This is a genomic window from Variovorax sp. KBS0712, assembly GCF_006323185.2.
Classification (GTDB): Bacteria; Pseudomonadota; Gammaproteobacteria; order Burkholderiales; family Burkholderiaceae_C; genus Variovorax; species Variovorax boronicumulans.
In genome coordinates, this window is record NZ_VCCD02000001.1 from 2,963,876 (window position 1) to 2,977,540 (window position 13,665).

At 67.7% G+C, this 13,665-nt stretch carries 11 protein-coding genes; 5 read left to right on the forward strand and 6 right to left on the reverse strand.

Features of this window, described 5'->3' with window-relative positions; translation table 11 throughout:
- Positions 1–4: 4 nt before the first annotated feature.
- The 5 genes from FFI97_RS13715 to FFI97_RS13735 are packed head-to-tail and all read right to left on the reverse strand — an operon-like array spanning position 5 to position 5,418.
- Positions 5–1,393, reverse strand: a complete 1,389-nt coding sequence (locus tag FFI97_RS13715; protein WP_139701865.1) for an FAD-dependent oxidoreductase — start codon at positions 1,391–1,393, stop codon at positions 5–7.
- Positions 1,394–1,402: 9 nt separating this feature from the next.
- Entirely contained in the window at positions 1,403–1,975 is a 573-nt protein-coding gene (locus tag FFI97_RS13720; RefSeq protein ID WP_139701866.1) for a phosphonate degradation HD-domain oxygenase, read from the reverse strand.
- Positions 1,976–1,977: 2 nt separating this feature from the next.
- The gene (gene phnY / locus FFI97_RS13725; protein ID WP_139701867.1) at positions 1,978–3,426 is read right to left on the reverse strand and encodes a phosphonoacetaldehyde dehydrogenase; all 1,449 of its coding nucleotides are present in this window, start codon (positions 3,424–3,426) and stop codon (positions 1,978–1,980) included.
- Positions 3,427–3,443: 17 nt separating this feature from the next.
- Complete coding sequence (gene phnA / locus FFI97_RS13730; protein ID WP_139701868.1) at positions 3,444–4,670, reverse strand: phosphonoacetate hydrolase; 1,227 nt, start codon at positions 4,668–4,670, stop codon at positions 3,444–3,446.
- A 1-nt stretch (position 4,671) separates the two neighbouring features.
- Positions 4,672–5,418 (reverse strand): phosphonate utilization associated transcriptional regulator, encoded by a 747-nt coding sequence (locus FFI97_RS13735; protein WP_070061830.1) that lies wholly within the window; start codon positions 5,416–5,418, stop codon positions 4,672–4,674.
- A 160-nt stretch (positions 5,419–5,578) separates the two neighbouring features.
- On the opposite strand from FFI97_RS13735, the gene FFI97_RS13740 reads away from it, so the two are divergent.
- The 5 genes from FFI97_RS13740 (at position 5,579) to FFI97_RS13760 (ending at position 12,258) form a co-directional block, all read left to right on the forward strand.
- The gene (locus FFI97_RS13740; RefSeq protein ID WP_139701869.1) at positions 5,579–6,616 is read left to right on the forward strand and encodes a putative 2-aminoethylphosphonate ABC transporter substrate-binding protein; all 1,038 of its coding nucleotides are present in this window, start codon (positions 5,579–5,581) and stop codon (positions 6,614–6,616) included.
- 76 nt (positions 6,617–6,692) lie between these two features.
- A complete protein-coding gene (locus FFI97_RS13745; RefSeq protein WP_070061828.1) occupies positions 6,693–7,835 on the forward strand; it encodes a putative 2-aminoethylphosphonate ABC transporter ATP-binding protein in 1,143 nt (380 codons plus the stop codon).
- A complete protein-coding gene (locus FFI97_RS13750; RefSeq protein ID WP_139701870.1) occupies positions 7,832–9,556 on the forward strand; it encodes a putative 2-aminoethylphosphonate ABC transporter permease subunit in 1,725 nt (574 codons plus the stop codon). Before FFI97_RS13745 ends, FFI97_RS13750 begins: the two co-directional genes overlap by 4 nt.
- Before the next feature lie 51 nt (positions 9,557–9,607).
- Positions 9,608–10,738, forward strand: coding sequence for a 2-aminoethylphosphonate--pyruvate transaminase (locus tag FFI97_RS13755; protein WP_070061826.1), 1,131 nt, complete (start codon positions 9,608–9,610; stop codon positions 10,736–10,738).
- A gap of 77 nt (positions 10,739–10,815) precedes the next feature.
- Positions 10,816–12,258, forward strand: a complete 1,443-nt coding sequence (locus FFI97_RS13760) for an MFS transporter (protein WP_139701871.1) — start codon at positions 10,816–10,818, stop codon at positions 12,256–12,258.
- Positions 12,259–12,264: 6 nt separating this feature from the next.
- On the opposite strand, the gene FFI97_RS13765 is transcribed toward FFI97_RS13760, so the two are convergent.
- Positions 12,265–13,557, reverse strand: coding sequence for an SUMF1/EgtB/PvdO family nonheme iron enzyme (locus tag FFI97_RS13765; RefSeq protein WP_139701872.1), 1,293 nt, complete (start codon positions 13,555–13,557; stop codon positions 12,265–12,267).
- Positions 13,558–13,665 lie beyond the last annotated feature (108 nt).

A 13,665-nucleotide genomic window follows, 5' to 3' on the forward strand; every position in this document is an offset into this window, starting at 1 on the left:
CAGGTCAGGCTTTATCAGCCTTGCCTGCGGCGTTTGCCAGCTTGCTGAGCATGCGGTCCACCAGCCATGGCTGGCGGTCCTCATCCTCAGCGCGTTCCTTGCGGCGGATCGCGTTGCGCACGACGATCGAGCCCACATAGCGCATCGGCTCCGGCGGAAAGTAGCCCAGTGGCCCGCCCGTGATCGGGCTGCGCGTCCATGCGTTGTCCTGGTCGAGCACCAGCGACGACAGGATCTGCCCGCCCATGTAGGTCGGCCCCACCCCGTTGCCCGAGTAGCCGAAGCCGTAGTAGATGTGCGGCGCGCCATCGAGCTTGCCGAAGAACGGAAAGCCCGTCACCGAGCGGTCGGATGGGCCGTTCCAGCTCGCGGTGATCGGCGTGTCGCGCAATGCGGGGAAGAACGAATGCAGGGCCTGCGTGAGCTCGCCCTCGTAGGGCGAGCGCTCGTCGAACACCTTGGCCATGCGTCCGCCCCACGCGAAAGTGTTGCCGCCCTTGCCCAGCATGATGCGGCCGTCGACCGTGCTGCGGTAGTAGTACACGAAGGTGCGCGAGTCGAGCACCGACACGCCGTCGGTCAGCCCGATCTGTTGCAGCAGCTCGGGGCAGCGCTCGGTGATGATCATGTCGCTCGACACGATGGCGATGGTCCGCTCGAACTGCGGGAAGCGGCTGGCCATCCACGCGTTCATCGCCAGCACCAGTTTCTTCGCACGCACGCGCCCGGAGGGCGTGCGCACCACCACGGGCTGGTCGGTGCTGAAGTCGAGCATCGGCGTGCGCTCGTGGATGCGGATGCCCATGGCCAGTGCCACGCGCCGTAGCCCGCGCACCAGCTTGCCCGGGTGCACGGTGGCGGCGATCGGCGAGTACACGCCGGCCAGGTTGCGCGCCGAACCCGAGCGCCGCGCCACTTCGTCGGGCGGCAGCGCGTGGTACGAGTGGATGCCGCGCGCCTCCAGCGCCTGCATCATCGGATCGAGCGTGCCGATCTGCGCCTGCGAGGTCGCGGTGTAGAGCGTGCCGTCGCGCCGCAGCTCGGCGTCGATGCCGTGCGCCGCGCAGAAGTCGGCGATGTGCCCCACCGCCGCTTCCGACGCCTTCACGAGACGCACCGCCTCGTCTTCGCCGAACAGCCGCCGCAGGGTCAGGAACTTGGCCGACCAGGTGAGCAGGCAACCGCCGTTGCGCCCGCTGGCGCCGGCGCCGCACAGGTCGCTTTCGAGAATGACGATGTCCAGCGCGGGCGCCTGCAGCTTGGCCTGGATGGCCGTCCACAGGCCGGTGAAGCCGCCGCCGACGATGCAGACGTCGGCGCTGGTTTCACCTTGCAGCGCCGGTGCCAGATCGCCATCGTTGAAGAGCGCTTGTTCGATCCAGAAGGGGCGCATCCGTGTGCCTTAAGCGGTGGTGAGGGCTTGCCGGTGTTCGGCGGAACTGATCTCGAGGTGGCGCACGAAGTGCGCGAGGCCGGGCATGTCGGCATCGGCCAGCTTGGCCGTGTCGTCCCACTGCCGCAGGCGCACTGCGTCCATTGCATACGGCAGCGTCTCGAAAGCCTTGGCCTGTACCTCGTCGAACACGCCGCCCTGCAGTTGCAGGCTGCGCTTCGAATCAGGCGACAGCGCCTCCAGGTAACCCGGCACGCGCGCGCACAGGAAGCGCTTGGCGTCCACATGCAGCCGGATCGGTTCCAGCGTGGCCGGACCGAACAGCGCGCGCAGGAACGGCAGGCAGCGGTACTGGTGCAGGTCGTCCAGGCCCTGCTGCGTCGGCGTGCCGCCGAAGTCGTGCAGCAGGTGGCCCAGGTCGTGCAGCAGGGCGGCGGCGATCAGCGCGCTGTCCGCCCCCTCCTGCTCTGCCAGGTGCGCCGACTGCAGCGCGTGCTCCAGCTGCGTGACCGGCTCGCCGTCGTACTGCGCGTGGCCCTTGGTCTCGAAGAGGCCGACGATGTCGGGGATGCTGAGGCTCATGGTTACCAGGGCAGCGAGTAGGTCTTGGTGTTGGTGAAGCTCTTCATCGCCTCGAGCACGCCTTCCTTGTAGCCCAGGCCCGAGTCCTTGATGCCGCCGAAGGGCGTGAGCTCCAGGCGGTAGCCCGGCACCTCGCGCACGTTGACGCTGCCCACGTTCAGCTCGCGGATGAAGCGCGTGATGTAGTCCAGGCGGTTGGTGCAGATCGACGAAGACAGACCGTAGGCCGTGCCGTTGGAGATGCGGATCGCCTCATCGATGTTCTTGAAACGGATCACCGGCGACACGGGGCCGAAGGTCTCGTGCTTGGCGACGGTCATCTCGGGGTCGACGTGGTCGAGCACGGTGGGCGAGTACAGCGCACCGCGGCGTTCGTTGCCGTACAGCAGCTTGGCGCCGGCGGCGATCGCTTCGTTGACCACGGCTTCGAACTGCTTCGCAGCCGCTTCGTCGATCACGGTGCCCATGTCGGTGTCGGGGTCCATCGGGTCGCCGTACTTCAGGGCCTTGGTCTTCTGCACCAGCAGCTCGACGAAGCGATCCGCCACGGCTTCGTGCACCAGCATGCGCTTCACGGCCGTGCAGCGCTGCCCCGAATTCTTGTAAGAACCATTGGCAGCCAGCGTCGCCGCTTCTTCAATGTCCGCGTCTTCCATCACGATGATCGGGTCGTTGCCGCCCAGCTCCAGGATCTGGCGCTTGTAGGTGGCCTTGCCCGCGATGTACTTGCCGATGGGCACGCCGCCCGTGAAGGTGACGAGGTCGACGTCGGCATTGGTCAGCAGCTCGTCGGCGATCTCCTTCGGATCGCCCGTGAGCACCGACAGCATCTGCGGCGGCAATCCGGCCTCGTACAGGATGTCGGCCAGCAGGAAGGCCGTGAGCGGCGTCTTCTCGCTGGGCTTGAGCACGATGCGGTTATTGGTCGCGATGGCCGGCGCCACCTTGTGGATCACCTGGTTCAGCGGATGGTTGAACGGCGTGATGGCGGTGATGGCGCCCAAGAGCGGCTCGCGCATCGTGTAGACCTTGCGGCTCTTGCCGTGGTGCGTGAGGTCGCAGGAGAACACCTGGCCGTCGTCCACCAGCGCCTGGTTGGCGGCGAACAGCAGCACGTCGGAGGCGCGGCCCACTTCGTACAGCGAGTCCTTGCGCGACAGGCCCGATTCGAGCGTGATGGTGCGCGACATCTCGTCCAGGCGCGAGGCGATGATCTCGCCGGCGCGCATGAGGATCTTGTAGCGCTCGTAGCGCGTGAGCGTGGGCTTGTAGTCGCGGGCGATGCGCAGGGCATTGCGCACGTCGTCCAGCGTGGCCTTGGGCACGGTGGCGATCACCTCGCCGGTGTACGGGTAGGTGACCTCGATGGTGCGGTCGCGGTGGACTTTCTCGCCCGCGATGCGCAAGGCTTCGCGGTGGACGGTGCCTGGCTTCAGGATGGCTTGGCTCATGAGTGCTCCGTGTGGCTTCAGCGTGCGTGGTTCAGGGCGAGGTCGAGCGCGTCGAAGTTGCGCAGCCGGCGGCCGGGGGCAATGCCTTCGACCGGGCGGTTGCAGATCAGCGGTACCTTCTGCTCGGAGACACCACCGTGCGAACGCAGCGGCACTTCGAGTGCCGAGAGGTCGTGGCGGCTGGCGGCAGTGCCGATGACGGTGCTCTGCTCGCTCACCACCACGATGTCGCCGATGCGGTCCGGCGGCAGCTCGAAGCGCTTGGCGGCTTCGGCGCGCGAGAGCACGATCTCCATGCCCGGAATGCCCTTGATGCGTTCGATCCAGCCCGGCACGCTGGCTTCGTCGGGTGCGTACACGGTGGCGAAGGAACCGAGCGCGCCGTGGTGCACCACGTAGGGGTCGGTGATCGGCAGGATCACGCGGGCTTTTTCGGCGCCGTACCAGCCGTCGAGCACGTCCTGCAGGTAGATGACGTTGGGCGAACCGTCCGCGCCGTGCTTGTCGTTCATGCCGTGGTCGGCGGTGAGCACGATGGTGGCGCCCAGTGCGTCGAGCTGCGCGAGGTAGCCGTCCATCATTTGGTAGAAGGCATTCGCTGCGGGACTGCCCGGCGCGGCCTTGTGCTGCACGTAGTCGGTGGTCGACAGGTACATGAGGTCGGGGCGGCGCGACTCCATGAGCTTCACACCGGCGGCGAACACGAACTCCGAGAGTTCGGCGCTGTACACCGAAGGCACCGGCATGCCGACCATGTCGAGCACGTTGTCGATGCCGTTCTCTTCCATCGTCACCTGGTCCGACTTCTCCGACGAGAAGCAGATGCCCTTCATCTTGTGGCCCAGCAGCTTGCGCAGCTTGTCCTTGGCCGTGACCACCGCGAGCTTGGCGCCGGCATCGGCAAAGGCCGCGAGCACCGTGCCGGCGCGCAGGTACTTGGGGTCGTTCATCATCACTTCCTGGCCCAGCTCGCGGTCGAAGAAGTAGTTGCCGCAGATGCCGTGCACCGCGGGCGGCGCGCCGGTCACGATCGACAGGTTGTTGGGGTTGGTGAACGAGGGCACGACGCAATCGGCGAGCAGGTCGGCACCGTCCTTGCGCATGCGGGCGATGTAGGGCGCCACGCCGGCCGCAATGGCCGCGTCGAGGTACGCCGGCTCGCAGCCGTCCACGCACACGACCACGATCGGACGCGCCATCCAGCGATAGCTCCTGGCATTGACTTCAAGTGTCTCCGGTGTCATTTCAGACTTCCTTTTGGGGTGGGTGGTTCGGGGTAGCGGTGGTGTTGCTGGAAGTGGCCGCATCGGCGTCGATGCGGCCGAAGGCCTTGTGCATGCGTGCGCGGCTGCCGGCCACGTGTTCGCGCAGTGCGCGCCCTGCCGTGTCGGGGTTGCCGCTGGCAATGGCGTCGACGATGTGGCTGTGCTCGTCGGCCGAGACCCGCAGGCCGCCGCCGCTGTCGAGCGCGCGCATTCTGAAAAGGTGCAGCTCCTTGACGAGCCGCTTGTAGGTCTCGGTGAGCTTCTTGCTGCCGGCGGTGTCGAGCAGGATCTCGTGGAACTGCAGGTTGAGCTGCGCGTACTGCTCCACGTCCTGCGCCTGGGCCGCCGAGCGCATGGCGTCGACCATGGCGCGCAGGCGCTCCACCGCGTCGGGCTGGATGGCCAGGGCCACGCGCCGGCCGATGATTTCTTCCAGCGCCTCGCGCAGTTCGTAGATCTCGTCGGCTTCCTCGAACGCGATCTCGCGCACGAAGACGCCGCGGTTCTTCTCGTTGCGCACGAGGCCCGCCTCTTCCAGCGCGCGCAGCGCCTCGCGGATCGGACCGCGGCTGGTGTTGAAGCGCTGCGAGAGCTCGCTCTCGTTGATGCGGCTGCCCACGGGGAGCTCGCCCGTCATGATCAAACGCTCGATTTCTTCCTGCATCAGCATCGGCAGCGAGCTGGACTGGAGGAACGCGAGGGCGGCGGAGTGATTGCTGGTGACCATGGGGCGTATTTTCCCGAAGGATCGTCAACTGTCAACAATTTTTTATTGACAGTCATCAATCAGCAACCTACATTGCAAACACCGGATGGCGTTACCCACCCTCGCGCCGGCGCCAGCCCTCACCCTTCTTCAGTGACAGCCAGCCTTTCAGGAGAAACAGATGACGATGAAACAAAGCACGCGCCGTCTCACGGCCGCCCTGTGTGTTGCGGCCCTCGGCCTCGTGTCCGGCAGTGCGTGGGCGCAAAAGACGCCGCTCCTGGTCTACACGGCGCTCGAGACCGACGCCATGAAGCTGTACAAGGACGCGTTCGAGAAGGCCAACCCCGACATCGAGGTGAAGTGGGTGCGCGACTCCACCGGCATCGTCACCGCCAAGCTGCTGGCCGAAAAAGCCAACCCGCAGGCCGACGTGGTGGCCGGCCTGGCCGCCAGCAGCCTGGCGCTGCTGCAGCAGGAAGGCATGCTGCTTCCTTATGAGCCCAAGGGCTTCAAGGAGCTGAACCCCGCGTACTCCGACGCCGCGCGCCCGCCCGCCTGGGTCGGCATGGACGTGTGGGCCGCCACCATCTGCTTCAACACGGTCGAGGCCAAGAAGCTCGGCCTGCCCAAGCCCGAGAGCTGGAAGGACCTGACCAAGCCCATCTACAAGGGCACGATCTCGATGCCGCACCCCGCCTCCAGCGGCACCGGCTACCTCGACGTGTCGTACTGGCTGCAGAACATGGGCGACGCCGAAGGCTGGAAGTACATGGACGCGCTGCACCAGAACATCGCGCAGTACGTGCACTCGGGCTCCAAGCCCTGCAAGCAGGCGGGCGCGGGCGAGTTCCCCATCGGCATCTCGTTCGAGTTCCGCGCGCACCAGGTGAAGAAGTCGGGCGCACCGGTCGACCTGATCTTCCCCAAGGAAGGCCTGGGCTGGGACATCGAGGCCACCAGCCTCATGAAGACCAGCACGAAGCTGGCGCAGGGCAAGCGCTTTGCCGACTGGATGGCGAGCAAGGAAGCCAACCAGATCAGCGCGCGCTGGTGGGCGGTGGTGGCCTATCCAGGCGTGGTCTCCAAGCTCGAAGGCATTCCTGACAACTACGAGAAGCTGCTGGCCAAGAACGACCTGAACTGGGCTGCGAAAAACCGCGAACGCATCCTCGCCGAATGGAGCAAGCGCTACGAAGGCAAGGCCGAACCCAAGTAAGCCCGAAGGCATCCCCGGTTTTCAATTCAAGGGTGCCGCCGCAGCTGGTGACGCCCTCCAACGACGAGTGCGAAAAATGGACATGACCGACACCCGCTTCATCGCCAGCCAGTTGACTCCCACCTCGGCCCCGCCCGCGGCCCTCGAGATCGTCGGCGTTCGCAAGGACTTCGAGACCTTCAGCGCGCTGCGCGACGTGCACCTGCGCGTGAACCCGGGCGAGATGCTGTGCTTTCTCGGCCCCTCGGGCTGCGGCAAGACCACGCTGCTGCGCATCATCGCGGGCCTCGAAACACAGACCGCCGGGCAGATCCTGCAGAACGGCAAGGACGTCTCGTGGCTCTCGCCGGACAAGCGCGACTACGGCATCGTGTTCCAGTCGTACGCGCTCTTTCCCAACCTGTCGATCGCCGAGAACGTGGGCTACGGCCTCGTCAACAGCCGTGCGAAGCGCGGCGAGATCAAAGCGCGCGTCGACGAGCTGCTGAAGCTGGTCGGCCTGCCGACCTCGGGCGCCAAGTACCCGAGCCAGCTCTCCGGTGGCCAGCAGCAGCGCGTGGCCCTGGCCCGTGCGCTGGCCACGCGGCCGGGCCTGCTGTTGCTGGACGAGCCGCTGTCGGCGCTCGACGCGCTGGAGCGCATCCGCCTGCGCGGCGAGATCCGCCGGCTGCAGAAGCAGGTCGGCATCACGACCATCATGGTCACGCACGACCAGGAAGAAGCGCTGTCGATGGCCGACCGCATCGTGGTGATGAACCACGGCGTGATCGAGCAGGTCGGCACCCCGATGGAAATCTACGAGCAGCCGGCCACGCCCTTCGTGGCCGACTTCGTGGGCAAGGTCAATGTGCTGCGCGCGATGGCGCTGGGCAACCAGCGCTTCCAGGTCGGCGACATGGAGCTGCAGTGCGACGCCTGCGACGGCGCCTTCGAGCCCGGCGACGCGGTCAACCTGTACCTGCGGCCCGAAGACCGCGCGGTGGAACACCTGCGCGAGGACACGCCGAACCGCCTGCAGGCCAAGGTCACGAAGGTCGAGTTCCTGGGCGGCCTGTGCATTGCCGAAGTGACGGCCGATGCGCTGCACGGCCAGACGCTGGGCCTGCACTTCTCGCTGAACCAGCTGCACGACCTGGACATCCGCGAAGGCAACACGATCGACATCGCCCTGCGCGCCAACCGCATCCGCGCCTTTGCCGCGCGCACCGCCAAGCCATGAACACGCTGGCACACCCCCGGCCTGTGCTCGCTGCGCGCCCCGCCCTGCGCTGGAGCCGCGACGAGACCATCGCGCGCGCCATCCTGTTCGTGGTGATGGCGATGCTGTTCGTGTTCCTCATCGCGCCGCTGCTGACCATCCTGGCCCATGCGGTGCAGGACAAGAACGGCCGCTTCGTCGGCCTGGCCCACTTCATCACCTACTTCCAGACGCCGAGCCTGCTGCGCGCGGCCTGGAACTCGGTGTGGGTGTCGGCCGCGGTGGTGATGATCTCGGTGCCCACGGCCTTCGTGTTCGCCTATGCGCTCACGCGCAGCCGCATGCCGGCGCCGCTGAAGGCGGTGTTCCGCCTCATCGCGCTCATTCCGCTGCTCGCGCCCTCGCTGCTGTCGGCCATCTCGTTCGTGCAGTGGTTCGGCAACCAGGGCGCGCTCAAGTTCCTGCTGGGCGGCGCCTCGATCTACGGCGCGCCCGGGATCATCCTGGCCGAGGTCTACAACACCTTTCCGCATGCGCTGATGATCCTGGTCACCGCGCTGTCGCTGGCCGACGGCCGGTTGTACGAGGCGGCCACCGCGCTGCGCACGCGCCCGTTCCGTCAGTTCATGACGATCACCCTGCCCTCGTGCAAGTACGGCCTGATCAGCGCGGCCACCGTGGTCTTCACCTACGTGGTGAGCGACTTCGGCGCGCCCAAGGTCATCGGCGGCAACTTCAACGTGCTGTCGGTCGACGTGTTCAAGCAGGTGGTGGGCCAACACAACTTCTCCATCGGTGCGGTGGTGGGCATGCTGCTGCTCATTCCGTCGATCATCTCCTTCGTGATCGACTACGTGGTGCGGCGCAAGCTGAAGGCGCAGCTCACGGCGCGCTCGGTGCCCTACACGCCCAAGCCGCGCAAGGTGGCCGATGCGCTGCTCACGCTGTTCTGCACCGTGGTCTGCAGCCTGCTGCTGGCGACCATCGGCATGGCGATCTACACCTCGGCGATCTCGCTGTGGCCCTACGACCTGTCGTTCACGCTCAAGCACTACCACTTCGTGCTGGTGGAAAGCGACATGGCCGCCGCCTACGGCAACAGCCTGCTCGTGGCCATGGTCACCGCGGTGGCCGGCTCGCTCATCGTGTTCGTGGGCGCCTACCTGATCGAGAAGACGCGCAACCTGGGCCTCATGCGCAAGGGCATGCACCTGATGGCGGTGCTGTCGATGGCGGTGCCGGGCCTGGTGCTGGGCCTGGGCTACGTGATGTTCTTCAACCATCCGTCCAACCCGCTGAACTTTTTGTACCAGACGATGGCGATCCTGGTCATCTCGATGGTGGTGCACTACTACACCTCGAGCCACCTCACGGCGGTGACGGCGCTCAAGCAGATCGACAACGAGTTCGAGGCCGTGTCGGCGTCGCTGAAGGTGCCGTTCTTCAAGACCTTCCTGCGCGTGACGGTGCCGGTGTGCCTGCCGGCCATCCTGGACATCGGGCGCTACTTCTTCGTGGTGTCGATGGCCAGCCTGTCGTGCGCCATCTTCCTGTACACGCCGGAGACCATCCTGGCGTCGGTCGCGATCATGCACCTGGACGACGCCGGCGACATCGGCCCGGCCGCCGCGCTGGCCAGCCTGATCGTCGTCACCTCGACGCTGGTGTGCATCGCCTACGCACTGCTCACGCGCGTGCTGCTCGCACGCACGCAGGCCTGGCGCAACCTCGGCCGCGGCTGAACGACCTCCTCACCTTTCGCCCCTCATTCCCTTTCCCTGCCTGGAGACACCATGAGTCAAGCCGCCCACCCCATCCTGCTCACGCCCGGCCCCCTGACCACCTCGGACCGCACCCGCCAAGCGATGCTGCGCGACTGGGGTTCATGGGACGCCGACTTCAACCAGATCACGGCGCGCATCCGCAAGGAAGTGCTCAACATCGTGCACGGCACGGGCACGCACGAATGCGTTCCGTTGCAAGGCAGCGGCACCTTCTCGGTCGAAGCGGCCATCGGCACGATCGTGCCGCGCAACGGCCATGTGCTGGTGCCGAGCAACGGCGCCTACTGCCAGCGCCTGGCCAAGATCTGCAAGGTGCTGGGCCGCAAGCTCACCACCATCGACTACACCGAAGAGAAGCAGGTCTCGCCCGCCGACGTCGACCGCGCGCTCGCGGCCGACCCGAGCATCACGCACGTCGCCGTGGTGCACTGCGAAACCGGCGCCGGCGTGCTCAACCCGCTGCACGAGATCGCGCTGGTGGTCGCCAAGCACGGGCGCGGCCTGATCATCGATGCGATGAGCTCCTTCGGCGCCCTGGAGATCGACGCGCGCAAGACGCCCTTCGACGCCGTGGTCGCCGCCTCGGGCAAGTGCCTCGAAGGCGTGCCGGGCATGGGCTTCGTGGTCATCAAGCGCAGCACGCTCGAAAAGTGCGAAGGCAACTGCCACTCGCTGAGCATGGACCTGTACGACCAGTGGGTCTACATGGAGAAGACCACGCAGTGGCGCTTCACGCCGCCCACGCACGTGGTCGCCGCGCTCGACACCGCCATCGCGCAGTACATCGAGGAAGGCGGCCTGCCCGCGCGCGGCGGGCGCTACACGCGCAACTGCAAGGCGCTGGTCGACGGCCTCGCCACGCTGGGCTTCCGGCCCTTTCTCGACCCGGCCATCCAGGCGCCGATCATCGTCACCTTCCATGCGCCGGACGATGCCAACTACGACTTCAAGACCTTCTACCAGGAGGTGAAGAAGCGCGGCTACATCCTCTACCCCGGCAAGCTGACGCAGGTCGAGACCTTCCGCGTGGGCTGCATGGGGCACTTCGGCGACGCGGGCATCCCGGGCGCGGTGGCGGCCATTGCCGACACGCTGAAAGCCATGGGCATCCGGCAGGTGACGGCGGCCGTCGCGGCCTGAAGCACCTCTGGGCAGACCGGCGCATTGCAGCGCCGGTCCTACAACGCGGGGGTGATGCGCTTCGCATAATGCCCCGCATGACGGTTCTGCGCAGCGACATCCCTGCCCGCCTGGACCGCCTGCCGTGGTCGCGCTGGCACTGGCGCGTGGTGATCGCGCTGGGCGTGGCCTGGATCCTCGACGGCCTCGAGGTCACGCTGGTGGGCTCCATCGGCGCGGTGCTGGAGCGGCCCGACACGCTCGGGCTCACGGCCGCGGAGATCGGCTGGTCGGGCTCGATCTACATCGCGGGCGCGGTGATCGGCGCGCTGGTCTTCGGCCGGCTCACCGACCGGCTCGGTCGCAAGAAGCTGTTCCTACTCACGCTCGTGGTCTACACGCTGGGCACGCTGGCCACGGCCTTCTCCCCCAACTTCGCCTTCTTCGCGCTGTGCCGCTTCGTCACCGGGCTGGGCATCGGCGGCGAGTACGCGGCCATCAACTCGGCCATCGACGAACTCATTCCGGCGCGCGTGCGCGGGCGCGTCAACCTGGCGATCAACGGCAGCTTCTGGATCGGTGCGGCGCTCGGCGCGGCGCTGAGCCTGGTGCTGCTCGATGCGCGCGTGATCGGCCCCGTGTGGGGCTGGCGCGCGGGCTTCGCGCTGGGCGCGGTGCTGGCGGTAGCCATCCTGCTGGTGCGTCGGCACGTGCCCGAGAGCCCGCGCTGGCTCATCGCGCACGGACGCGCGGATGAGGCCGAGCGCATCGTCGCGGACATTGAGCGCGAAGTCGAAGTGCAGCACGGCCCGCTGCCCACCGCGCAAGGCCACGTCGTGTACACCGCCGCGCGCCAGAACAGCCCGCCGATGCGCGAGGTGGCGCGCGTGCTGCTGCGGCGCTACCCGGCGCGCAGCGTGGTGGCGACGGCGCTGATGGTGTCGCAGGCCTTTTTCTACAACGCGATCTTCTTCACCTACGCGCTGGTGCTCACGCGCTTCTACGGCGTGGCCGAAGGCCGTGTGGCGCTGTACATCTTTCCGTTCGCGCTGGGCAACGTGCTCGGGCCGCTGCTGCTGGGGCCGCTGTTCGACAGCGTGGGCCGACGCAAGATGATCGCGCTCACCTATGTGCTGGCCGGCGTGGGGCTGGCGCTCACGGGCTGGGCCTTCATGCAGGGCTGGCTCGACGCGCGCAGCCAGGCGCTGTGCTGGTCGGCGGTGTTCTTTCTTGCGTCGGCGGCGGCCAGCTCGGCCTACCTGACGGTGAGCGAGGTGTTCCCGCTGGAGATGCGCGCCATGGCGATCGCGATCTTCTATGCCATCGGCATGGGCGCGGGCGGCTTCGCGGCGCCGGTGCTGTTCGGGGTGCTGATCGAGACCGGCAGCCGCGGTGCGGTGATGGTGGGCTACCTGATCGGCGCCGTGCTGGTCATCGTCGCGGGGCTGCTGGCGCTGCGCCACGCGGCCGATGCGGAGCGCAAGCCGCTGGAGGAGGTCGCGCCGCCGCTGTCGTCGGAAGCCGGCGGCGAGCGGCCCTGAAGGCGGCTACAGCGCGCAGGTACGGAAGCCGAAGAAGCCGTCGTCGGCATCGGGCAGTGCGAAGCCACGGCGACGCGGCGAACGCAGGCGCGCACGCGTCGCGAACGAGGCGCCGCGCAGCACGCGCGCCCGGCCGAAGGCGGCCACCGGATCGAACTCGCCGCCGGCGCTCCACGGATCGGCCCTGAAGCCCGGCCAGGGCTGCAGCGTGCCTGCCGTCCACTCGTGCACATCGGCCCAGCGAAAGCCGCGCCGCGCGGCCGTGTGGGCCGCGATCTCCCATTCGACCTCGGTCGCGATGCGCCGGCCGGCCCAGCGCGCCCAGGCGTCGGCCTCCCACCAGCTCAGGTGCACGGCGCTGTGGTGCCCGGCCGCGCGCACGGTGACGCCGAAGCGCTGCTGCAGCACCGAGCCGCCGGTGCCGTTGCGCGCCACGCCGATCTGCTCCACATGGCGCGGTCCGCGCCGGCCTTCGGTCTGCGCGGCGAGCCAGCGCCAGCCATCGCCGTGCCACAGCTCCTCGCGGTCGTAGCCGCCGTCGTCGACGAACTCGATGTACTGGTCCCAGGTGACGGGCTGGGCGTCGATCTCGAACTCGGGCACGTCGACGCGGTGCGCCGCGCCTTCCTGCGCGAACAGGAAGCCGCTGTGCTCGGGCAGGCCGAGCTCCCAGCGTGTGGCCGGCAGCAGCAGCGGCTCGCGCGTGACGGCGGTGGGCGGCTGCTCGATGTTCAGCGGCAGGCCCAGCGTCTGCGCCAGCACCACGAGCTGTTCGCCGCGCAGGTCTTCATGGAAGAGCGCGAGCCGATAGAAGTACAGGCCGGCATCGGTCTCGGCGGCGTTCTCGAGCAGCTCGAGCGTGCTTTCGAGGGTTTCGAGCAGGTAGGCCTTGGTCTGGCCCAGGCCCGGCAGGTCGGGCGACCAGCAGCGATCGGCCGCGCCCTGGGCCGGGTTCCACCAGTCGTCGGCGTCGGGGTCGATGGCGGCCAGCCGCGTGGGGCGCACGGGGCAGTCGATGCCGAAGGCGCGCTGGGTGTTGCGCCCGATCCACCATTCGGCGAACCAGCCGATGTGGCCCGCCAGCCAGACCGGCGGCACCACGCCCGGTTGCGGCGGCACGCGCATGGCTTCGCCCAGCGCCTGTTCGAACAGGGACAGCAGGTGCAGCGTGTGGTTGCGCGCGTCGATGAGGGCCAGCGAGAGCAGGTCGCGGCCGGCGCGGCGCATGTCGGGCGAGTCGATCGACAGGGGCGGGCTCGCCGCACCGAAGGGCGTCGAAGGCGGCGGGCTCGAAGACATGGGCCATTATGGCGACCGCCCGACAGGCCCTCTGGCGACGCGGATTCCGGGTAAACCCGAGTTTGTGTCAAGGCAATACTAAGGTTCACCGAGATACCATTGCGGGCT

Excerpts from the sequence above, each read along its gene's own strand:
- FFI97_RS13715 (WP_139701865.1), bottom strand. The coding sequence starts at position 1,393 with ATGCGCCCCTTCTGGATCGAACAAGCGCTCTTCAACGATGGCGATCTG.
- FFI97_RS13720 (WP_139701866.1), bottom strand. The coding sequence starts at position 1,975 with ATGAGCCTCAGCATCCCCGACATCGTCGGCCTCTTCGAGACCAAGGGC.
- phnY (WP_139701867.1), bottom strand. The coding sequence starts at position 3,426 with ATGAGCCAAGCCATCCTGAAGCCAGGCACCGTCCACCGCGAAGCCTTG.
- phnA (WP_139701868.1), bottom strand. The coding sequence starts at position 4,670 with ATGACACCGGAGACACTTGAAGTCAATGCCAGGAGCTATCGCTGGATG.
- FFI97_RS13735 (WP_070061830.1), bottom strand. The coding sequence starts at position 5,418 with ATGGTCACCAGCAATCACTCCGCCGCCCTCGCGTTCCTCCAGTCCAGC.
- FFI97_RS13740 (WP_139701869.1), top strand. The coding sequence starts at position 5,579 with ATGACGATGAAACAAAGCACGCGCCGTCTCACGGCCGCCCTGTGTGTT.
- FFI97_RS13745 (WP_070061828.1), top strand. The coding sequence starts at position 6,693 with ATGGACATGACCGACACCCGCTTCATCGCCAGCCAGTTGACTCCCACC.
- FFI97_RS13750 (WP_139701870.1), top strand. The coding sequence starts at position 7,832 with ATGAACACGCTGGCACACCCCCGGCCTGTGCTCGCTGCGCGCCCCGCC.
- FFI97_RS13755 (WP_070061826.1), top strand. The coding sequence starts at position 9,608 with ATGAGTCAAGCCGCCCACCCCATCCTGCTCACGCCCGGCCCCCTGACC.
- FFI97_RS13760 (WP_139701871.1), top strand. The coding sequence starts at position 10,816 with ATGACGGTTCTGCGCAGCGACATCCCTGCCCGCCTGGACCGCCTGCCG.
- FFI97_RS13765 (WP_139701872.1), bottom strand. The coding sequence starts at position 13,557 with ATGTCTTCGAGCCCGCCGCCTTCGACGCCCTTCGGTGCGGCGAGCCCG.